This is a genomic window from Corynebacterium sp. HMSC036E10, from assembly GCF_001836265.1.
Taxonomy (GTDB): Bacteria; Actinomycetota; Actinomycetes; order Mycobacteriales; family Mycobacteriaceae; genus Corynebacterium; species Corynebacterium coyleae.
In genome coordinates, this window is sequence record NZ_KV827977.1 from 451,300 (window position 1) to 471,812 (window position 20,513).

A 20,513-nucleotide genomic window follows, 5' to 3' on the forward strand; every position below is an offset into this window, starting at 1 on the left:
GCAGCGTGGCTACACACGAATTGGGGATTGGGAACTTAAGTGCGGTGCCTGGTGTCGTCGAAAAGCATTTGGAGCAGTTTTTCGACGAACACGGGCCGGCAATTTCCGCGATCGGTGAGCCTGTCTCGGAAGCAGTCGCGCACTTGCGCGCGTTCACACTGGGTGGTGGCAAGCGAGTGCGTCCGCTGTACGGCTGGGCCGGTTTTGTCGGCGCCGGTGGTTTGGAAACTAGCGGCGAGGACCCAAACGCGGTCTTGCGCGCGATGAGTGCGCTTGAGTTCATCCAGGCGTGTGCGTTGGTCCACGACGACATCGTGGACGCCTCCGATACCCGTCGCGGAAACCCCACGGTGCACCGCAGTGTGGAGGCCCAGCACCTCGAAAACCATTGGCTGGGCGACGCTGCGACGTTTGGCGTGAACACCGCGATTTTGCTCGGCGATCTCGCCTTAGTCTGGGCGGAAGATATGTGGCGCTACTCCGGTGTTTCGTTGGAGGCGCTGCAACGCGCCGCGGAACCGTGGGTGGGCATGCGCACGGAAGTCATCGGTGGGCAGATCCTTGATATTTCGTTGGAAAGCCGTGGCAGCGAGTCTGCGGACATGGCGGATCGGGTGAACCGGTTTAAGACCGCCGCGTACACGATCGAGCGTCCGCTTCATCTTGGTGCGACTATTGCTGGTGCCGACGATGAGACCATTGCGGCATTCCGTGGTTACGGACGCGATATTGGCATCGCATTCCAGCTTCGCGACGACCTCCTCGGTGTCTTCGGCGACCCAGCAATCACCGGAAAACCTGCGGGCGATGACCTGCGCGAAGGAAAGCGCACTGTCCTTTACGCGACGGCGCTTGAGCTTCTCGACGCCAACGATGCCGACGAGCTCCGCGCCGGTGTAGGTACCGCCACCGACCCAAAGGTGCTTCAGCGCCTCGCCGATCTCATCCGCCAAAGTGGTGCGGAGGATGCGGTCGAAGAGCGCATTAACCGTCTCACCGCGTCCGGCATTGCTCACCTGGATACCGCCGGTATTACTGCTGAGGCTCGCCAGGCACTGTCCGAGTTGGCCCACAAGGCCACAGACCGGCGTATGTGATGGCCGGTAAAATCCGGCCGATCCCCCTCGGCGTTGTCGCAGCCGTTCTCATCGCGATCGGTTCCTTTGGTGCCGGAGCGACGCGTTACCGTGACGGCCTCATGCGCTCGATAGGCCTTGAGTTCCTCACGTACGGCCACGGCCGCGGCATGATGGACGGCCTCCTGATGGCGGGCACTGGTCTTCTCGTGTTTGCCTGGCTGTGGCTGTGGCGCACCCGCCCAGGCGAGCAGACCGTGCTCCGTGCGGTGTGGTCGTGGGCCGCTCCACTCGCCTTGAGCGCACCAATCATGTCGCGCGACGTGTACTCCTACCTCATGCAGGGGGCAATGCTTCGCGACGGCTTCGACCCCTACTCCGAAGGCGCCGCTATCAACCCCGGCCCGTATTTGTGGGAGGTCTCCCACGACTGGCGCAACACCACAACGCCGTACGGGCCACTGCACTTGGGCATTGGCAAAGCGGTGACCACGATTGTCGGCGACCACGTCGCGTTTGGCGTCGTTGCCTACCGGCTGATCGCGCTGGCAGGTTTCGCGCTCATTGTCTGGTCGGTACCGCGCATCGCGCGCCTCGCAGGTGCTAGCCCCGGGTTTGCACTGTGGGTAGGTGTAGCCAACCCTGTCATGCTGCTGCATCTGATTGGCGGCATGCACAACGAGGCGGTCATGGTCGGCCTGGTGTGCGCGGGCCTGTACCTGTGCATGCGACACTCGTGGTGCACCCCCGGAATCGTGCTCATCGCATGCGCGGTGTCGCTCAAGGCCACGGCTGCGTTCGCGTTGCCGTTTGTGGTGTGGCTGATGGTCACGCGTCGCGCCCGCGTCCACGATGTGCCCCACCACCTCGCCGCGCTTGCCGTCTCTGGAGCCTGGGCGCTGGCGGTCTCGGTCGCCGTCATCCAGGTGGTGACGTGGGTCTGCGGCTCAACGTGGGGTTGGCTCGAGGAAATCACCGGTAACTCGAAGGTGATCAATCCGCTGGCCGGTCCGACGTTCGCCGCAGAACTGATTACCCCGCTCGTGCAGTTGGTCAACGACGACTTCAGCTACAACACAACGCTTGCAGCCACCCGCACGGTGTTCAGCTTCGCAATGCTCCTCGCGCTCGTGATCACGTGGTGGTGGTTCCGCCCGGCGCGCGGCAAGGCCTACGCGCCGCGGATGCTGGCGGGCACCACCGTGGCGTATACGGCAGCGTTTGTCACCAACGCGGTAACGCTGCCGTGGTACTACGCCTCCATCTTGGCGCTCGTGGGCACGTTCCGGGCACCGGCCTGGGTAGCTAGAATTACCACCGGCGCATCCATCGTCGTGGCACTCGCGTTTACAGGCAGCGGCAACCACAGGCTCTACGACGTGTGGTTCCTCGCCGCAGCCTTCATCGTCGCCGTGGTAGCGACTCGCTGGGTGTTTAGAACGCCATCGCTTGCGCACGACGAATAACCTCGCGCGCTTTCTGACCATGCAAGGCGTCAATCGGGCGCCCCGGCAGCGAATCCTCTTCGGTGTAGAGGAATGTGAGGATCTCCTCGTCGTTGTAGCCGCCATCGGCAAGCACGGTGATCGCGCCTGAGACGAACTTCGACAACCCATCCTCACCGATCAGCCCAGCCGGGATGAATTTTTTACCATCCCGGATGTACATGACAAGTTTGCGGGCACCGACATAGTCGTGCACACGAGTGACCGGAACGCCCAACGCTTCGGCGGCGTCGGGAAAGGCCAGCAAGGTTTCGTCGCTAAGCAATTGCTCGAGATTCGTTTGTGTGCTCACGGCGCACGATTCTACCCTGGGGTACATGGCAACACTCGCTCCAGGCACAACTCTCGACGAACGCTACGTCGTGGACCGCGCCATCGCCCGTGGTGGCATGGCCACGGTGTATCGCTGCATCGATTCCCGCCTGGGCCGGGAAGTCGCTGCGAAAGTCATGCACGAGCAATACGTCCACGACGCTGTGTTTCGCGACCGCTTCCGGCGCGAAGCCCGCGCGATGGCGCAGCTCAGCCACCCTAACTTGGTCAACGTGTACGACTTCTCCGCGTCCGGCAACAACGTGTTTCTCATCATGGAACTCATCACCGGCGGCACGCTGCGCGAATTGCTCGCCGAGCGTGGTCCGATGCCTCCCCACGCAGCCGCGGAGGTGATGCGCGGCATGCTCACGGGACTTTCTGTCGCGCATGAGAAAGGCATGGTGCACCGCGATATTAAGCCGGACAACGTGCTTATCGACGCCTCCAGCCGCGTCAAACTCTCCGACTTCGGCCTCGTGCGCGCAGCCGCCGAAAACACACATTCGACCGACCAAATCGTGGGCACCGTCGCCTACCTCTCCCCCGAACAAGTCGACGGCAGCCCCATCACAGCCGCGTCGGATGTGTACTCCGCCGGCATCGTGTTGTTCGAACTCCTCACCGGCCGCACGCCATTTCACGGCGACACCCCCATCGCGCACGCGTACGCACGCCTCCATGGAGATGTGCCCGCGCCGTCCTCACTCATTGCCGGGGTGCCAATGCTTTTCGACGAGCTCGTCGCCACCGCAACCGCCCGCACCCCCGAAGCGCGCTTCCGCGATGCGGGAGAATTCCTCGCCGCACTCGACGACGTAGCAGCCGAACTTGCACTGCCGGATTACACCGTGCCTGCCCCGCGCAATGCCGCAGCCACGCGAGCCGCAGCACACCCGACTAACTTCGGACTGGTCAACAACGCCGCACAGCGACGCCTCTTCCCCGATGACGAGGCTCCAACGCGAGTCGCCCCTGCAGTTGAGAGGCCAACTAAGCAGGCGTCCCCAGAACTGCCGTCACGCAGCCAATGGCCCGCTGCACAGGCGGCTCCGGTTCCGGCCCCCGTTCCGCCTGCAGCCGCCCCCGTGCCCGCACCCGTGCCACCACGTGCACCCCGGCCTGCCGCTCCCAATCCGGCAAAGCGCCCCGCTGTCAAGCCGGTAACTAACCGCTCTCTGATCGGTGTCGTGCTCTACACCGCTGTTGCAATCGCCGTGGTAGCTGCGGTTGGTCTGGGCGCGTGGTGGTTCGGCTCCGGGATGTATGGCGACATCCCGGAGATCGTCATCCCGCGGTAGCGCTGGCCGAGTAGCGCTGGCCGAGTAGCGCTGTCTTAGTAGCGCAGCATCTCTGCAACGAGGAAGGACAGCTCGAGTGCCTGCTCGGTGTTCAGACGCGGGTCGCAAGCGGACTCGTAACGGCCCGGCAGATCCACATCAGTGATGTCCTGCGCACCGCCGAGGCACTCAGTGACGTCTTCACCCGTGAGCTCGATGTGAATACCACCCGGGTGGCTGCCGAGTTCGCGGTGGACCTCGAAGAAGCCCTGAACTTCGTCGATGATCTTGTCAAAGTGACGCGTCTTGTAGCCATTGCTCGACGTGAACGTATTGCCGTGCATCGGGTCCGACTGCCAAATGACCTTGTGGCCGGAGGCCTCAACCGCCTTGACAATGCCAGGCAGTACTTCGCGGATCCGGTCCTGCCCCATGCGGATCACCATGGTCAAACGACCCGGCTCGCGGTTCGGATCAAGCTTATCTGCGTAAGCGACAGCCTCTTCTGGAGTGGTGGTCGGGCCCAACTTGATACCGATCGGGTTGCTGATCATCGCGGCGAAGTTGACGTGGAAATCGTCGATACCGCGGGTGCGCTCACCGATCCAGAGCTGGTGGGCGGACAGATCGTAAAGCTTCGTCTCACCCTTCGAATCCGTGGCCAAACGCAGCATCGCACGTTCGTAATCCACCAACAGCGCCTCGTGGGATGCGTACACGCTGGACGTACGCAGGTTCGTGTCGCTGACGCCACAAGCATCCATGAACGCAAGCGAACGCGAAATCTCGCGAGCAAGTGCTTCGTAACGCGCACCCGCCGGCGAGTTAGTCACGAACTCTCGGTTCCAGTTGTTGATGTTGTGCAGGTCCGCAGTACCGGACGCCGTCAGGGCACGCACCAAGTTCATCGCCGCCGACGAGTTCGCGTACGCACGCACCATGCGGGCCGGATCGTGGCGACGAGACTCCTCGGTCGGATCCACACCGTTGACGATGTCACCGCGGTAATTCGGCAAACCATTCTCATCAAGATCAGACGAGCGCGGCTTCGCGTACTGGCCAGCAATACGAGCAAGTTTGACCACCGGCATCGACGCACCGTAGGTCAACACCGCAGCCATCTGCAGCAGGGTCTGCACGTTGGCACGGATGTGTGGCTCGGTGTTGGACTCGAACGTCTCAGCACAATCGCCACCCTGCAGCATGAACGCCTTGCCGTTGGCGACGTCCGCTAGATGCGACTTGAGCCCCTCAACCTCGGGCGCGAGCACGACCGGCGGGACGGACTCCAAAATCTTGCGAACATACTCAGCCTGGGCAGGGTCCCACGACGGCTGCTGCTTCGCATCGCGGGAAATAACATCTTCAAACTGCGCGTTTAAATCTCCCGGCAGCGGCGGCAGATCGGGCAGTACCTCTTTGGGGATATCAATAGTCCAGCTCACCGTTCTATATTTAGCACGGATTACTGCCCCAGTACAGGCGGTACAGCCTGCAACTTCTCACAAGGCGGTTTTATCGTCTCACATTTTGGATACGGCGCCGTCGCGGTTCAACGGCAAATGCTCCGCACACACACGAAACTTCCGCAGATTATGGCGCGCATCAACGAGAGCATCGTGGTTGCCCTCCGGCACCCGTGGCAGACGCGGCTTGCCCGCCATCTGCCAATACTGCTTCAGCTCGCAGGTGTAGCGCGGCAGCGAACGCGGCAGACCAGACATGTCACCCCATAGTTGCGCGAGCACCACGTGGTCATAGGCGCCAACCCAAGCCCACAGTTCTGGCCTGGTGTCACCCGAGGTGAGAAACTCATAGACCTCGTTACGGATGCGCTCCAGCGACTTCCACACTGGTTGGTTCTTCGGAGGGAGCTTCGACAACACGTGCGCTTTGACCCAAGCGTTGGCGCGTGCTGGGTCGAACTCATCGGACACCGCATAGTATTCGCGGCCATCCTCAGCAACAATGCCGATGGACACCAGCTCGATGGTTTCGCCGTCCTCAATGAATTCGGTGTCGTAGAAGAATCTCACTGCGTCGAACTACTTCCGTTGCTCCGATCGAATATCCCCCAACACCTCGCGTCGCGAAGGGCCCTTCTCACCCTCAACACGCCTCGGCCAAAACATCACTGCAGCCACCGCAACGACAGCAAGCGGGCCCGACAGTTTCGGGTACCAGCCCTGCTCAGACGCAATCAGGAACATCACAACAACGACGCATACCAACGCGATTCGGGTAACAAGTGGTTTATTCATTACTGCACACCTTTCGGCCCAGTTTTCGGTTCAGCACCTTCGGGGTACTTCCCCGTCTGCTCGAGGGACTTCTTCACATCGGTCGCGTAGACATCCGCGTATTCCTCACCGATCATCTCTGCAATGCGATGCATGCAGTAGTCCGTAAAGGGACGCACGGCCTCGCGCGAGTCAGGGTCGTAGCCATTTTCAACCGCCCAAGCTCGCGGATCAATCGGCTCCGAAATCTTGATCTGCACCTTGACCGGCCGGATGAGCTTGGTGCCGATCGGGTTCGCGCGACCAGATCCAATCATGCCGACCAAAATCACAGGCACGCCGGTTGGCATAGCAATGCGCGCCATGCCAGTGCGCCCCTTGTACACACGCCCATCCGGCGAACGGGTTCCCTCGGCATAAATGCCGAAGAGCTCGCCGTCGTCGAAAATCTTCTTCACCGTTTCCAGCAAGACGTCCCCGGCGGTGTCGGAGCTTCGGTCAATGGGAACTTGGCCTACGGCGGTGAAGAAAAACCGCTGCAAACGTCCACTGAGCCCCGTGCCAGTGAAGTACTCCATTTTGGCCGGGAACTTCAGCTGTCGGCGAACCATCAACGGCAAGTAAAAGGAATCCAGCACAGCCTGATGGTTAGAAACCAACAGGGCCGGACCTTCCTCCGGGATGTTCTCCACACCGTAAATGCGCGGGCGGTTCCACACCAACAGCGGCGGCCCGAAAATAGCCTTGAACAGGGAATACCACTTGTTTGCCATTGTTTCTCCCCTTTTTATCGCAGCTGGCGGGCCAAATCAGCAACGCCAATCATACCCGCCTTCGCTCCGAGCTCAGCACAGAGGATCTCCGGCAGCGGACGGTATCCAGCGCCGACGATGTTCGACGCCATGGACGCTTTGGCAGCGTCAAGGAAAAGATCAGCGTCTTCGCTCACACCACCGCCGAGGACGATCAGCGATGGATCCAAAATGTCGGACACCATTGCCAGGCCTCGTCCCAGCCAGATGGAGAAACTCTCCAGAGCCGCCACACCCAGCCCATCGCCTGCGCGTGCTGCGGCCATAATGTCGTGCCCGCTTGCTCGCTTTTCGACGACCTCCCGGTACAAATCGGAACCTCGATACCCTCCCCTGCTGGCAATCTCGATCGCACAATCGACCAGCGAGGTGCCAGAAGCGTATCGCTCAAGACAGCCCTGCTTGCCACACGAGCACACCCGACCTCCCGGCACCACCGTGATGTGGCCAAACTCAGGCGCGGTGCCGAACGCACCACGGTAAATCTCGCCACGGTGCATCAGCGTTGCGCCGATCCCTGTGCCGACGGCGAAAAACACCCACGTCTCTGCGTCACGAGCGGCACCGAACCGATACTCACCCCAGGCTGCCGCATTCGCATCGTGCTCGAGCCGGACCGGCAGCCCCAGCGCATTCTCCAAATCTTTGCGCACCGGCTGATCATCACGCCACGGCAAATGGGGCGCAAAACGCACGATTTCACACTCCGGGTCGAGGAAGCCCGCAACGGCAGCGCCAACTGCCCCGATCTCGTGTTTGTCCTGGAGCTGCTCGACCATCTGCACGATCGTGCGGGTCAGCCCGTCAGCGTCCTGCGGGGTCCGCGTACTCACCGTGTCGAGGATCGACCCATCCGGCGCGACCACAGATGCACGAGCGTTCGTCCCGCCAATGTCAAAGCCGACTGTCAGCGCCTGGTCTCCTCGTTGTGAAGTCATAGCCGGACAGTTTATGCCCCTGACAGCGGTCAGCCCTAACCCGCCAACACGTCGCGCAGGCGCTCCCCCAGAGTGCCCCACGAAAACTCCCGTTGTACATGCTTGCGCCCGGCGGTGCCCATGGCGGTGCGGTGGTCGTCGCAAAGCAATTGCCCAATGGACCGCGCGACCTCATTCACATCGCGACCATTGACGACGACACCGCTTTCCGGCACCACCGTCTCCGGCGCACCACCGGAATCGCCAGCGACTACCGCAACCCCACACGCCTGCGCCTCGAGATACACAATCCCCAGACCTTCCACATCAAGACCACCCCACCGCGTCCGCGCGGGCATGGCAAACACATCGGCGGCAGCCACAATGTCGCGCAACCGCTCGCGCGACACCCGGCCCGTGAATTCCACGCCCGGCGAAGACGCGGCGAGCTTGCGCAGCCGCTGCTCGTACGGCCCCTCCCCCACAATCACCAATCTCGCATTCGGCGCGTATCGACGAATCTCCGGCAACGCACGGATCAACACATCCTGTCCCTTGCGCGGGACCAACCGCGACGAACACACCACAAGTGGCGCATCACCCACGCCGAGCCAGCGCCGCGTTTCATCCCGCTTGTGCGCGCTCGCTGGCGCGAAGAAATCCGTGTCCACCCCCGACGGCAGCGCAACATAGTCGACGTCATCGCCGAACACCGCCTGCAAGCGCTCTATCGTGAACCGCGAAATGTACGTCACCACATCCGCGCTACGACCAATCCGGCGCAACACCTGACGGGCCACAGGAATCATCGCCCAGCCCACCTCGTGGCCGTGGGTAGTAGCCACCACACGTTTTGCTCCAGCACGTTTCGCCTGGGCACCGAGAATTGCCAACGGTGCAGCCGCACCGAACCACACAGTGTCGATGCTGTGCGTTCTGATAATTCGAGCCATCTCCCGAGCAAGCCCCGGGGTAGGCAACATGATGTTGCGAGGCCAACGAATCACCGCGAAACTCTGCTCGGCGTCCCACTCGCGCGCAGCATCTGCTTCCTGGACGGAGGCGAGCACGATGATTGATTCCGGGCCTTCGCGCTTGACGAGCTCGTCGACGTAATCCCGCAAGTACGACTGAATCCCGCCGACAGTGGGCGGGAAATCATTCGTTACCAACAACGTGGTCATAATCGCGCTAGTAGCGCACAGCCCCCTGAATCGGCATGGAGTTCGCCGGCACTACCTGGATCGGAATGCCGTAGTCAGACGAGTGCACGACCATGCCGTTACCGATGTACATACCCACGTGAGTCACGCCCGGGTAGTAACCAATGATGTCACCCGGCTGCAACGCATCCAGTGACACCGGCGTGCCACCCGCAAGCTGCGCTTGGGAGGTACGCGGAATGCTAATGCCGTTCTGCCCATACGCCCACACCATCAAACCAGAGCAATCGAACGCATCCGGTCCAGCAGAGCCCCAGCCATATGGCTTACCCACTTGCGCCAACGCCGCACCAACGATTCCGGAGTCCACGCCCGGAAGCGACGCGCCGCTGATCGGGTTGTCCTTATTGATCCAGCGCAGGCGATCGGCCTCGCTCAAGTTGTCTACGCGGTGTTCGATGTCACGAACCTTGTCATCCAGCTCTTCACGTTCACGCTCCAGCTTCTTACGCTGAATCTCCAGCTCATTGCGCGCATGGCGTGCCTCAGCCACCGCAATATTGGCCGAGTTGGACTTCTCTGCCGCCATCCGGTTGGCATCCTCCAACTCGGTCAACGCGCGTTGAGACTTGCGAGTGAGCGCCGCCAAATAAGCAGAACGGTCGATCGCCTCTTGCGGGTTGCCCGAATCCAGGGTGGTCAGGATCGCGTCAGATTTCGGGATACGGTAACGGGACTGCGCAATGTCACCGACATTCCTGCGATGCTCGTTGCTTACCTCTTGAATAGCGGCAAGTTCCTGTTTCGCCTCTGCAGCGCGGCCATTGGCTTCCTCAACCTTGCGCTCTGAATCGGCGATTTTCTCTTCGAGTCCCTTAATTTCTTCCGACTTCGCAGTGGCGTCGTGGGAGATCTGCTCCATCTCATCGATGAGAGCATCGACATCATCGGCCTTCACAGGGGCCGCGACGCCGCCGGCGAGAATGGCGCCGACGAGCGCGGACACCGCAGTCTTCTGAGCAGAAGGACGACGAGACTGAAAAGAGTGCTTACCCACGACCAAAACCTTTTCGCAATACTTGTGAGAACACAAAAACTATAGCGACATCGGCCCCACCGTCCAAGCAAAAAACATGGCCACACAGCATATTGTGAATCAAGAGCACTGGTGTGACGCACGAGGTGTCAAGGTCCCCAAAACGCACGAAAGCCCCAACTCCAAAACAGAGTCGGGGCTTGAAAACGTGCCGTTAGAAGCGAACCACAGAGTGGATCGGCATGAGGTGCAGATCGCGGTAGCCCACCGGGATACCGGAGTTCAGCGCATCGATGATCTGGCCGTTGCCAACGTAGATGCCAACGTGGGATGCACCACCGTAGTAAACAACGATGTCACCCGGCTGGATGTTGCTCAGCGCAACCTGCTGGCCAGCAGCAGCCTGAGCCTGGGAGGTACGCGGGATGGACTTGCCAGCCTGAGCGTAAACCCAGGAGGTGAAACCGGAGCAGTCGAATGCGTTCGGGCCAGCTGCACCGTAAACGTACGGGGAACCAACCTTGGACTGCGCGATGGACACGACGCGCTCAGCGAAGGACGGCTGCGGGGCCGGAGCCGGCTGCGGCGCAGCGGCCGGTGCCGAGTAGTTGGTTGCGGCCTGAGCCGGCAGAACCTGCTTCTCGACGTTCGCGATGAAGGCGCTGAAGCCCGGAACGTTGTTCACGCCCGGCAGAGCCTTCACGCGAGCGATAGCAGCCTGAGCGTCGCCCGTAGCGGCTGCGCCCTTCAGCGACGGGATCCAGGCGTCAATGCCCGGGATTGCCGCTACGCCTGGAATGGTCTCAATACCCGGGACCTGTACTGCGATCGGCGAGTTGGGGACGCGGACCTCTGCTGCGGAGGCGGCGGCCGGCGCAATGAGTGCAGCGCCTGCTGCGAGAGCGGTGGTGGCCGCTGCTGCGCGGGCTGCGGTGTTGGTCTGGCGACGGTGCTTTGCCACTTTAGATTTTCTCCATATCTTCTCTTCGCCAACCGGGTTAGCTGTCGGGCGGGGTGTTGAGAAATGACCCTCGGTCCGAACGACCTACGCCCCACGGGAGCAGGTGCTCCACTCTGGTTCCCCGGTCCCCTTCGGCTTCGATCGGCTTTTCCGATCTCCACTTCAGAGTTACGGCTCATATGTTGTTTTCGATCCATGCTTCCAACGGCTGTTGTCGCAATGTCTCGAACAGGTTACGAAACGGCAACAAGAGTGTCCAGCCAACACGCCGTTACAGTTCCGTTATCAAAAGATTTGATGCGAAACAGCGTCGAAGTCTGCGTTTCTAAATGAAAACTAAGAACGGTCCAACAACCTCAAAACACAGCCATACGCTGCGCATTTATCCGCCAAACCAAGAAGCAAGTTGATCTCCGCAAAGTTAAAGACAATCCAATTAAAACGGATTGTGTGATCTTACTCACACTTGCTTGTTAACCTCATTGTTACAAAGAAAATCGCCCCGCACCACAGTGTGGTGAGGGGCGATTCACGCAACTACTTACATGCTAGCGAGGCGATACGTCGCGGTCGTCGCGATCCTTGTTGGCCTCGAGAGCACGCAGCGTCTCGACAGCCTCCTCGTGCTTCTGCTTCTCTGCATCGCGTACACGCTCAGACACGCCGATCTCGGCGGGCGAGAACTTACCGATGGTCTCAGAGTCAGCGAAGCCAAGCTGGTTCATCTGCTTCGGCACACGAGCACCTGCGTACTCGAGCGGAACCGGGTGACCATTCTCGTCCACTGGGCCAAGCGGCTGGTGGATCTCGATGAAGGCACCGTTCGGCAAACGCTTGATGATGCCGGTCTCGATACCGTGCTCCAGCACAGCGCGGTCGGAGCGCTGCAGGCCGATGCACAGACGGTAGGTGATGAAGAATGCCAGCGGCGGCAGAACAATGATGCCGATACGTCCCACCCAGGTCATCGCGTTCAGCGAGATCTGGAAGAAGTGAGCAACGTGGTCGTTACCACCGGAGATGGTCATCAGCAGGAAGAAGGTCAGACCCATCACGCCGATGCCGGTACGTACCGGAACGTCACGCGGACGCTGCAGCAAGTTGTGGTGTGCGTCGTCGCCGGTGACCTTCTTCTCGATAAAGGGGTAGGCGATGAGCAGCGCAACCATCAGACCACAGAGCAGTGCGACCCAGAATGCACCCGGGATGGTGTAGCTACCGATGTAGAGCTCCCAAGCCGGCATGACACGGGCGGCACCATCAGTCCACAGCATGTAGACGTCAGGCTGCGAACCAGCAGACACCTGCGACGGGTTGTACGGGCCGATGTTCCAAATACCGTTGATGGTGGTCAGACCAGCCATTGCAGCCAGCACTGCGAACACGATCATCATGTAGCCGATTGCGTGCGTTGCAAACACCGGCATGATGCGGACACCAACAACGTTGTTCTCGGTGCGACCCGGTCCCGGGAACTGGGTGTGCTTCTGGAACCACACGAGCAGCAGGTGAGCTGCGATCAGCGCCAGGATGATGCCCGGCAGGATCAGCACGTGCAGGATGTAGAAGCGGTCCAGCATCAGATCGGACGGGAAGTCGCCGCCGAAGATAGCCCAGTGCATCCAGGTGCCGATGATCGGCAGGCCCAGGATGATCGCGGACATAATGCGCAGACCAACACCGGAGAGCAGATCGTCCGGCAGGGAGTAGCCCATGAAGCCCTCAATCATGCCGAGGAGGACAAGGGTTACACCGATGAGCCAGTTTGCCTCACGCGGGCGACGGAACGCACCGGTGAAGAAGACACGCATCATGTGGGCGAACATTGCCATCATGAACATCAGTGCAGCCCAGTGGTGCATCTGACGAACAAACAGGCCACCGCGGACGTCAAAGGAAATGTCAAGCGCGGTTGCGTATGCACGGGACATTTCGACGCCGTTGAGCGGCAGGTATGCACCGTCGTAGATCACCTTGGTGATCGACGGGTCGAAGAACAAGGCCAGGTAGATACCAGTCAGCAGCAGGATGATGAAGCTGTAGAGCGCCATCTCGCCGAGCATGAAGGACCAGTGCGTCGGGAAGACCTTGTTGAGCTGCGGGCGCAGGACGCCCGCAACGGTAAAGCGGGAATCCGCATTGTTTGCGGCTTGCTGAAGTTTCGTACTCATTAGGACTGACGCTCCCAGAATGCCGGGCCGACGGGCTCAATGAAGTTCCCGTTGGCGATGAGGTAACCGTCTTCGTCAACCGTCACAGGAAGCTGCGGCAGTGCACGAGCGGCGGGACCGAAGATCGGCTTACCGTGCTGCAACGCATCGAACTGTGACTGGTGGCACGGGCACAGGATGCGGTTGGTCTGAGCCTCGTACAGCGAGGTCGGGCAACCAATGTGCGTGCAAATCTTGGAGTAGGCGTAGTAATCGCCGTAGTGGAAGTCTTCCTGACCCTCACGTTCGATGACGCGCTTCGCGTCCTCAGAACGCAGACGGATCAGCATGACAGCGTTGCGCGGACCGTGGATGGAGTGCATGTGGTTCTCATACACATCGCGCTTCGGGTCGTATTCCTTGCCGTCATTGACGTCCTCTGGGTAGAGCGGGAACACGGTCTCCATCGCAGCGGCGGCAAGGTCCTCCGGACGCATACGCACCAGGCGGGACACGCCGGCGGTGGTGTAGTGCGAGCCGACCTCACCCTTGTGAAGTTCTGCAATCGCACCGGTGTCGCGGCCGAGGTAAACCTTCACGCCTTGATCCTGGACGGTCCAGCCGTGGGTCCACAGGGTGCCGTCGCCGAAGTAGTTCAGCTCGTGGCGGACCTTCCACGGGTTCTTGATCATGCCGCCAAGCGGAGCGATGACCATCAGACCGGCGAGGACACCAGCGGTGCCGAGCAGACCCTTGAGCGCCTTGCGACGACCAAGCGTCGAGGTCTCCCAAGCATCGTTCAGCAGTGCGGTCGTAGTGCGACGATCCAGCTCGCTGGACGGGCCGTCGTGGCGACGCTGTACAGCGATCTCTTCAGGGACGAACTTCTTCACGTACTGGATGATTGCAACACCCAGGCCGAGAAAGGCCAGGCCTGCAGTCAGACCAAGCAGTGGCGTGTAGAAGGTGTAGATCCAGAGACCTTCGTCGCCGTGGAACTTCGGCTCCCACGGCCAGAACAGGTAAACACCGAGGAAAGCAATCGCGGCGAGAACCGAGATGGCCAACCAAATCTTGATGCCACGCTCAGAGGACTTCTCGCGAGGGTCACCCTCGACCGGGAAGCGCTCCTTACGGTAAGCAACCGTTACGTCGTCAAGCTCCGTGCCGAGAGCAGCGAGCTCCGCATTGCTCATGCGGTCAAGCTCTTCCTTCGTGTAATTCTTCTTCACATCACTCATGAGCGGGATCCAATCCACATAGCACCAGCGGCGACCAGCGAGATGCCGATCATCCACATCGCAATACCTTCAGAAACCGGGCCGAGGCCACCGAGGGACCAGCCACCCGGGGACGGGGTCTCCTTGGTCGACTTAATGAAGGCAATGATGTCCTTCTTCTCATCAGCGCTGAGCTGACGGTCAGAGAACTTCGGCATGTTCTGCGGACCAGTGAGCATCGCCTGGTAGATCTCCTGCTCGTTCGCAGGGTCGAGCACCGGGGCGTACTTACCAGAAGACAATGCGCCACCACGACCGGTGAAGTTGTGGCAGGAGGCGCAGTTCAAACGGAAGAGTTCGCCGCCACGTGCGACGTCTGCTTCCTGAACCTTGCCGTCGTAGTTCTTGCCGCGCAGCTCTTCCTTAGCCAGGGTGCCGTCCGGGTTGTACACGAGCTCCGGGCCTCCACCGTTGGCTGCGACATATGCAGCCAAGGCGAGAGCCTGGTTCTCCGTGTAGCGCGGCTTCTTACGCTCAGCCTGCGCGTCGTTCGACATCATCGGCATACGGCCAGAGTTGACCTGGAAGTACACGGCGCCTTCGCCGGTACCGATCAGAGACGGACCACGGTCGGCAACGCCCTGCAGGTTCGCACCGTGGCAGGTGATGCAAGCGACATCGTAGATTTCCTTACCCTCCTGGATAAGGGCCTGGTCGTCACGCTGGGCGGTGGCCACCTGTGCATTAGGGGCCAACGCCGATGCGAGAAGACCCGCGCCGGACAAGCCCAGCGTCAACGCAGCAGCACCTGCGAAGGTGCGCTGCGCCTTGCGTGCGCGACGCTTCTTGTTGGGTGAGTTTTCCATTTTGTTCCTTATTAACGAGTTTTCAGAACACGTCTGCAGCCCGGGTTATACCCAGGGCACGGCTACTGGACGAGGTACAGGGTGATGAACACGCCGATCCAAATGGCGTCGACGAAGTGCCAGTAGTACGAAACCACCATGGCAGCAGTTGCCTGTGCCGGGGTGAACTTCGACTTGGCTACTCGCATCAGCACAACGATGAACGCGATGATGCCTGCAGTCACGTGCGCCATGTGGAAACCGGTGATGATGTAGAACACCGATCCATAAACGCTGGACTGCGGGGTCACGCCGTGCATGACCATCTCGGTCCATTCGAATGCCACCAGACCGAGGAAGATGACGCCAAGCACAACGGTTACGGTGAACCACTTGCGCAAGCCGTATACGTCACCTCGTTCTGCAGCGAACACGCCGAACTGAGAGGTGAAAGAGGAACCAATCAGCACGACGGTAATGATTCCGCCGAAAAGGACGTTGAGGTGGTCCGTCTGGTTGCTCCAGTCACCTGCGGCGAGGCCGTTTGCACGCGATGTGAAGTACATCGCGAACAAGCCGGCAAAGAACATGAGCTCTTGGGCGAGGAACGCGATCGTGCCAACGCTGACCATGTTCGGCCGGTTCAGCGCCGGAAGACGATTCTGCGGAGTCGCCATATTTGGGTTAGTAGTTGCGGTCGTCACGCATGCGATTATCCCCTATTTCTTCCTGATATTCATCTCATTCACCCCCACGATTTCCCTGTGAGACAGGGGCCAACCAGCAGCATTTAAAAACATTTTGGTTGCAAAAATAATTTTTAGAAGTTCGGGAACTTTTTATAGCGTCTATCCGACGCACATCAACGCAGGTCATTGCGCCGCCACCCAAAGTCGCCGGCTTCCCCGCAGGATAGTTCCCCCAATTACTCGAGCAAATAGGAGTCGGACTGGAGTTCCAGATAGTTCCCAAGTGTGCCCGACATCACATTGTGGCACACCCCCGCTTCGTGCCTAAACTTTCGATTGATTGAAATCTCTTTAACAACAAAAATGCCCCTTCCGATAACCCGGAAGGGGCATTGTCGTGGGCCGGGAAGGCCGCGACCCACTCTTTCTGCGCTAGTGCTTCTCGCGCGGAATGCCGTACTGCAGGTTCAGCTGGGCGGTAGCCCAGATCAGCATGACCGCACCAAAGGCGATCAGCCAGAACTGCCAGAAGGCAATGCCGAGACCGAGGAACAGAATCGATGCAGACATCGTAAACGGCCAGATCGAGCCCGGCGAGAAGAAGCCCAGCACGCCAGCGCCGTCTTCAATCTCTGCCTCTTCCCAGTCTTCCGGGAGGACGTCAGAGCGGGACTCCGCAATGTGGAGGTAACCGCCGAGCATGAAGCAGAGTGCGGTAGCAAGCACGAGGCCCACTGCGCCGATCCACTCAACACCGAAGAGGTATGCATCTTCGCCGATCCACGCCGTTGCGAGGATGTAGAACACTGCCATCAGGGCAAGAAATGTGCCAATGGCGTAGAAAACTTTTGAACCGGTTCCCATGGCTACGTTCTCTCTTTCTTAAACGGTCGCGTTCGGATCGACAGTGTTGACGCCGTCACGAGAACCCTCGCGCTCGGACACAAACGGACGGGTGCTGGTTGCGTACGGTGCTTCACCGATGGAGCGCAGTGCCTCGGAGTTCGGTGCCTCCGGGTTCTGGCGACGGAATTCGATGTACTGCTGGAACTTCTCGGGCGTGACTGCACGGATCTCGAAGTTCATCATTGCGTGGTAGGTACCGCACATCTCAGCACAGCGGCCGACGAATGCACCTTCCTTGTCGATGCGCTCAATCTGGAACTCACGCTGCTGCTGGTTCGACTCCGGGTGCGCGTAGACGTCGCGCTTGAAGAGGAACTCCGGAACCCAGAATGCGTGGTTCACGTCGCCAGATGCGAGACGGAACGCGATCGGGGTGTCGGTCGGCAGAACCAGGACCGGAACTTCCTCGGTGGAGCCAACGGTCTCGATCTCGTTGAAGTTGAGGTAGGACAGGTCGCCCATCGAGGTGCCGTGGATCGGGTTCGCGTTGTGCATGTCCTCGTCGTCGTACTTCGTTGCCTCTGCAAGAGCCTGGCGCTCAGCGTCAAGACCGTCGTAGTCGCGACCGTCTGCAGTCAGATCGCCTGCGACCTCTGCGTAGCCGAACTTCCAGTTCCACTGGTAGCCGGTGACGTCAACGGTAACCTTCGGATCCTTATCCAGGGCGGTCGTGCGGGTCTGTGCCTGAACCGTGAAGAAGAACAGGACCATAACGATGACGATCGGGAGGATCGTCAGACCGAGCTCGAGCGGCACGTTGTACTGCAGCTGCTTCGGGAACTCGCCGGCACCCTGCTTTTCGCGGGCCTTGTGGTTCCACCGAACGATGGACCAGAGGAACAGACCCCACATAATGATGCCGATTGTCCAGGCTGCTACCCAGACCCAAACCCAGAAGTTGTACATCTGGGTACCTTCAGGGGTGACCGGGTCCGGCCAGCCCATGTCGAGGATGCGCGCGACTGACTCCGGCGGAGCTACATCACAGCCCGTCAGCGCAAAGCTTCCGAGGAGCAGCGAACCGGCGACGGCAGCCTTCTTGGCGAATCCGCGCTTAACTTCCTTTTCCACGTGTGTTTGCCTTCCTGTCCACACTAGAACCATCGAATGCACATGCCGATGGCAGAACATTCCTACGGAGCCAGAATAGTTCAAACAGATCGTCGCTACGGAATCTTGTCGAGCCTCACGCTTTTCGACGATCGCCCCTCCGAACAAAACCACCTCTCCCCCGCAAATTAACCCGCAGTGCTGGGCATTAAGTTCATAAGCAAGGCGTTGCGAAGATCAGTCGAAATCTTCGCTTTGACCCCTCAACCATTAGTTGGCCCCCTTATGGGGCACCGCAAAAGGTGGACACTCCGCGACGCGTTCGGTTCACGAGTTCGCCGTTGAAAACCCTATTGTGGAATGCGTCATGACGGTGCCGCACGGTTCGAGGCGGCGCACCTTATATATAGGAGAGGTTTCACAACGATGTGCGGTCTTGTTGCACTGTTGACTGCCCGCGGCGATGCCCCAGTGTTTACCGACGCGGTCGGTCGCTCGCTTTCCTGCATGTATCACCGCGGCCCTGACGCTGCGGGAACATGGAACGACGATGACGCTGTTTTCGGCTTTAACCGCCTGGCGATCATCGACATCGAGCACTCCCACCAGCCACTGCGCTGGGGGCCGGCAGAAAACCCCGAACGTTACGCCCTGACGTTTAACGGCGAGATTTACAACTACGTGGAGTTGCGCGAGGAACTCACCAAGGCCGGATACACCTTCAACACCGCAGGTGATGGCGAACCGATCGTGGTCGGTTTCCACCACTGGGGCGCCAACGTGGTTGAGCATCTGCGCGGCATGTTCGCCTTCGCTATTTGGGACACCGAGACCAAGACGATGTTCGCAGCGCGCGACCAGTTTGGCATCAAGCCACTGTTCTATGCGACGACCGACAAGGGCACCGTTTTCGCCTCCGAAAAGAAGTCCATCCTGGAGATGGCAGACGAGATGGGTCTAGGCCTCGACCTTGATCGCCGTGCAATCGAGCACTACGTGGATCTGCAATACGTCCCGGAGCCGGAGAGCCTGCACCGCGAGATCCGTCGCGTGGAGTCGGGCTGCACCGTGACTATCAAGCCTGGTGGCGAGGTCCACTCGGACCGCTACTTCAAGCCACACTTCAATTCCCAGCCTGTGCCAAAGGGCAAGGAGCAGGACCTGTACGACAGGATTGCCCGGGCGTTGGAGGATTCCGTCGAAAAGCATATGCGCGCTGACGTGACGGTTGGTTCCTTCTTGTCTGGCGGAATCGACTCCACGGCGATCGCGGCGCTGGCGAAGCGTCACAATCCGAACCTGTTGACCTTCACCACTGGTTTTGAGCGGGAGGGCTATTCCGAGGTGGACGTCGCTGCAGAGTCTGCTGCGGCGATTGGTGTGGAGCACATCGTGAAGATTGTCTCCCCGGAGGAGTACGCCGACGCGATTCCGAAGATCATGTGGTACCTCGACGATCCGGTGGCTGACCCTTCCCTGGTGCCACTGTTCTTCGTGGCACAGGAAGCCCGAAAGCACGTCAAGGTTGTGCTGTCCGGTGAGGGCGCGGATGAGCTGTTCGGTGGGTACACCATCTACAAGGAACCACTGTCGCTCGCGCCGTTTGAGAAACTGCCGAGCGCACTGAACAAGGGGCTGAACCGCCTCAGCCGCGTGTTGCCGGAGGGCATGAAGGGCAAGAGCCTGCTTGAGCGCGGCACTACCCCGATGGAGGACCGTTACTACGGCAATGCGCGCTCGTTTAACTTTGAGCAGCTCCAGCGCGTCCTACCGTGGGCGAAGCGCGAGTGGGACCACCGCGAGGTCACCGCACCGATTTATGCAACGTCGACCGAGATGGATCCGGTGGCACGTATGCAGAACCTGGACCTGTTCACCTGGATGCGCGGCGACATTCTGGTCAAGGCCGACAAGATGAACATGGCGAACTCCCTGGAGCTGCGCGTTCCGTTCCTGGACAAGGAAGTTTTCGAGGTCGCGCAGACGATCCCGTACGACCAGAAGATTGCCAACGGCACCACGAAGTACGCGCTGCGCAAAGCAATGGAGCAGATCGTTCCGGCGCACGTGCTGCACCGCAAGAAGTTGGGCTTCCCGGTGCCGATGCGCCACTGGCTGGCCGGCGACGAACTCTTTGGTTGGGCGCAGGACACGATCCGCGAGTCGCAGACCGACGACATCTTTGCCAAGGACCAGGTCCTGGAGATGCTCAAGGAGCACCGCGATGGTGTGTCCGACCACTCGCGTCGTCTCTGGACGGTGCTGGCGTTCATGGTTTGGCACGGCATCTTCGTGGAGAAGCGCATCGATCCCCAGATCGAGCACAAGGATTACCCGGTCGAGCTCTAGGC

19 protein-coding genes and 1 riboswitch are annotated in these 20,513 nt (G+C 60.2%); of the genes, 4 read left to right on the forward strand and 15 right to left on the reverse strand.

Going from position 1 to position 20,513, the window contains the following annotated elements:
• Positions 1-5: 5 nt before the first annotated feature.
• Entirely contained in the window at positions 6-1,097 is a 1,092-nt protein-coding gene (locus tag HMPREF2736_RS06050) for a polyprenyl synthetase family protein (RefSeq protein ID WP_070450867.1), read from the forward strand.
• On the forward strand, positions 1,097-2,542 hold the full coding sequence (locus tag HMPREF2736_RS06055) for an alpha-(1->6)-mannopyranosyltransferase A (protein ID WP_070829110.1): 1,446 nt from the start codon (positions 1,097-1,099) through the stop codon (positions 2,540-2,542). Before HMPREF2736_RS06050 ends, HMPREF2736_RS06055 begins: the two co-directional genes overlap by 1 nt.
• On the opposite strand, the gene HMPREF2736_RS06060 is transcribed toward HMPREF2736_RS06055, so the two are convergent.
• Positions 2,511-2,873, reverse strand: coding sequence for an Rv2175c family DNA-binding protein (locus tag HMPREF2736_RS06060; protein ID WP_224213699.1), 363 nt, complete (start codon positions 2,871-2,873; stop codon positions 2,511-2,513). The genes HMPREF2736_RS06055 and HMPREF2736_RS06060 overlap by 32 nt on opposite strands.
• A 25-nt stretch (positions 2,874-2,898) precedes the next feature.
• On the opposite strand from HMPREF2736_RS06060, the gene HMPREF2736_RS06065 reads away from it, so the two are divergent.
• Positions 2,899-4,194, forward strand: a complete 1,296-nt coding sequence (locus HMPREF2736_RS06065; RefSeq protein WP_070829111.1) for a protein kinase domain-containing protein — start codon at positions 2,899-2,901, stop codon at positions 4,192-4,194.
• 35 nt (positions 4,195-4,229) lie between these two features.
• Here the strand turns inward: HMPREF2736_RS06065 and HMPREF2736_RS06070 are convergent, their stop codons facing one another.
• The 14 genes from HMPREF2736_RS06070 to HMPREF2736_RS06140 form a co-directional block, all read right to left on the reverse strand.
• Entirely contained in the window at positions 4,230-5,618 is a 1,389-nt protein-coding gene (locus HMPREF2736_RS06070) for a class II 3-deoxy-7-phosphoheptulonate synthase (protein WP_070422179.1), read from the reverse strand.
• Between the two features lie 78 nt (positions 5,619-5,696).
• Positions 5,697-6,209 (reverse strand): polyadenylate-specific 3'-exoribonuclease AS, encoded by a 513-nt coding sequence (locus HMPREF2736_RS06075; RefSeq protein ID WP_070484004.1) that lies wholly within the window; start codon positions 6,207-6,209, stop codon positions 5,697-5,699.
• Between the two features lie 9 nt (positions 6,210-6,218).
• Entirely contained in the window at positions 6,219-6,434 is a 216-nt protein-coding gene (locus HMPREF2736_RS06080; RefSeq protein WP_070422177.1) for a hypothetical protein, read from the reverse strand.
• Positions 6,434-7,186, reverse strand: a complete 753-nt coding sequence (locus HMPREF2736_RS06085; protein WP_070829113.1) for a lysophospholipid acyltransferase family protein — start codon at positions 7,184-7,186, stop codon at positions 6,434-6,436. The genes HMPREF2736_RS06080 and HMPREF2736_RS06085 overlap by 1 nt, the downstream gene beginning before the upstream one ends.
• Positions 7,187-7,200: 14 nt before the next feature.
• A complete protein-coding gene (locus HMPREF2736_RS06090) occupies positions 7,201-8,163 on the reverse strand; it encodes an ROK family protein (protein ID WP_070484010.1) in 963 nt (320 codons plus the stop codon).
• A gap of 35 nt (positions 8,164-8,198) precedes the next feature.
• Positions 8,199-9,326 carry a glycosyltransferase family 4 protein gene (locus HMPREF2736_RS06095; protein WP_070829115.1) on the reverse strand — a complete coding sequence of 376 codons (1,128 nt, stop codon included), beginning with the start codon at positions 9,324-9,326 and terminating at the stop codon, positions 8,199-8,201.
• 7 nt (positions 9,327-9,333) lie between these two features.
• Positions 9,334-10,362, reverse strand: a complete 1,029-nt coding sequence (locus HMPREF2736_RS06100; RefSeq protein ID WP_083316777.1) for a C40 family peptidase — start codon at positions 10,360-10,362, stop codon at positions 9,334-9,336.
• A 193-nt stretch (positions 10,363-10,555) separates the two neighbouring features.
• Positions 10,556-11,302: a C40 family peptidase gene (locus HMPREF2736_RS06105; RefSeq protein WP_070422172.1), complete on the reverse strand. Its 747-nt coding sequence runs from the start codon at positions 11,300-11,302 to the stop codon at positions 10,556-10,558.
• 14 nt (positions 11,303-11,316) lie between these two features.
• A riboswitch (cyclic di-AMP (ydaO/yuaA leader) is annotated at positions 11,317-11,459 on the reverse strand.
• Between the two features lie 391 nt (positions 11,460-11,850).
• Entirely contained in the window at positions 11,851-13,473 is a 1,623-nt protein-coding gene (locus HMPREF2736_RS06110) for a cytochrome bc1 complex cytochrome b subunit (protein WP_070422171.1), read from the reverse strand.
• The gene (locus tag HMPREF2736_RS06115; RefSeq protein ID WP_070422170.1) at positions 13,473-14,693 is read right to left on the reverse strand and encodes a cytochrome bc1 complex Rieske iron-sulfur subunit; all 1,221 of its coding nucleotides are present in this window, start codon (positions 14,691-14,693) and stop codon (positions 13,473-13,475) included. The genes HMPREF2736_RS06110 and HMPREF2736_RS06115 overlap by 1 nt, the downstream gene beginning before the upstream one ends.
• Positions 14,690-15,538 carry a cytochrome bc1 complex diheme cytochrome c subunit gene (locus HMPREF2736_RS06120; protein ID WP_070422169.1) on the reverse strand — a complete coding sequence of 283 codons (849 nt, stop codon included), beginning with the start codon at positions 15,536-15,538 and terminating at the stop codon, positions 14,690-14,692. Before HMPREF2736_RS06120 ends, HMPREF2736_RS06115 begins: the two co-directional genes overlap by 4 nt.
• A 62-nt stretch (positions 15,539-15,600) precedes the next feature.
• Entirely contained in the window at positions 15,601-16,221 is a 621-nt protein-coding gene (locus HMPREF2736_RS06125) for an aa3-type cytochrome oxidase subunit III (RefSeq protein ID WP_180950032.1), read from the reverse strand.
• A gap of 417 nt (positions 16,222-16,638) precedes the next feature.
• Positions 16,639-17,070 (reverse strand): aa3-type cytochrome oxidase subunit IV, encoded by a 432-nt coding sequence (locus HMPREF2736_RS06135; RefSeq protein ID WP_070422166.1) that lies wholly within the window; start codon positions 17,068-17,070, stop codon positions 16,639-16,641.
• An 18-nt stretch (positions 17,071-17,088) separates the two neighbouring features.
• Positions 17,089-18,183 (reverse strand): aa3-type cytochrome oxidase subunit II, encoded by a 1,095-nt coding sequence (locus HMPREF2736_RS06140; protein ID WP_070422165.1) that lies wholly within the window; start codon positions 18,181-18,183, stop codon positions 17,089-17,091.
• Between the two features lie 405 nt (positions 18,184-18,588).
• On the opposite strand from HMPREF2736_RS06140, the gene asnB reads away from it, so the two are divergent.
• Positions 18,589-20,511: an asparagine synthase (glutamine-hydrolyzing) gene (gene asnB, locus HMPREF2736_RS06145; RefSeq protein ID WP_070829117.1), complete on the forward strand. Its 1,923-nt coding sequence runs from the start codon at positions 18,589-18,591 to the stop codon at positions 20,509-20,511.
• Positions 20,512-20,513 lie beyond the last annotated feature (2 nt).

Excerpts from the sequence above, each read along its gene's own strand:
- HMPREF2736_RS06090 (WP_070484010.1), bottom strand. The coding sequence starts at position 8,163 with ATGACTTCACAACGAGGAGACCAGGCGCTGACAGTCGGCTTTGACATT.
- HMPREF2736_RS06055 (WP_070829110.1), top strand. The coding sequence starts at position 1,097 with ATGGCCGGTAAAATCCGGCCGATCCCCCTCGGCGTTGTCGCAGCCGTT.
- HMPREF2736_RS06080 (WP_070422177.1), bottom strand. The coding sequence starts at position 6,434 with ATGAATAAACCACTTGTTACCCGAATCGCGTTGGTATGCGTCGTTGTT.
- HMPREF2736_RS06115 (WP_070422170.1), bottom strand. The coding sequence starts at position 14,693 with ATGAGTGATGTGAAGAAGAATTACACGAAGGAAGAGCTTGACCGCATG.
- HMPREF2736_RS06120 (WP_070422169.1), bottom strand. The coding sequence starts at position 15,538 with ATGGAAAACTCACCCAACAAGAAGCGTCGCGCACGCAAGGCGCAGCGC.
- HMPREF2736_RS06065 (WP_070829111.1), top strand. The coding sequence starts at position 2,899 with ATGGCAACACTCGCTCCAGGCACAACTCTCGACGAACGCTACGTCGTG.
- HMPREF2736_RS06085 (WP_070829113.1), bottom strand. The coding sequence starts at position 7,186 with ATGGCAAACAAGTGGTATTCCCTGTTCAAGGCTATTTTCGGGCCGCCG.
- asnB (WP_070829117.1), top strand. The coding sequence starts at position 18,589 with ATGTGCGGTCTTGTTGCACTGTTGACTGCCCGCGGCGATGCCCCAGTG.
- HMPREF2736_RS06110 (WP_070422171.1), bottom strand. The coding sequence starts at position 13,473 with ATGAGTACGAAACTTCAGCAAGCCGCAAACAATGCGGATTCCCGCTTT.
- HMPREF2736_RS06135 (WP_070422166.1), bottom strand. The coding sequence starts at position 17,070 with ATGGGAACCGGTTCAAAAGTTTTCTACGCCATTGGCACATTTCTTGCC.
- HMPREF2736_RS06095 (WP_070829115.1), bottom strand. The coding sequence starts at position 9,326 with ATGACCACGTTGTTGGTAACGAATGATTTCCCGCCCACTGTCGGCGGG.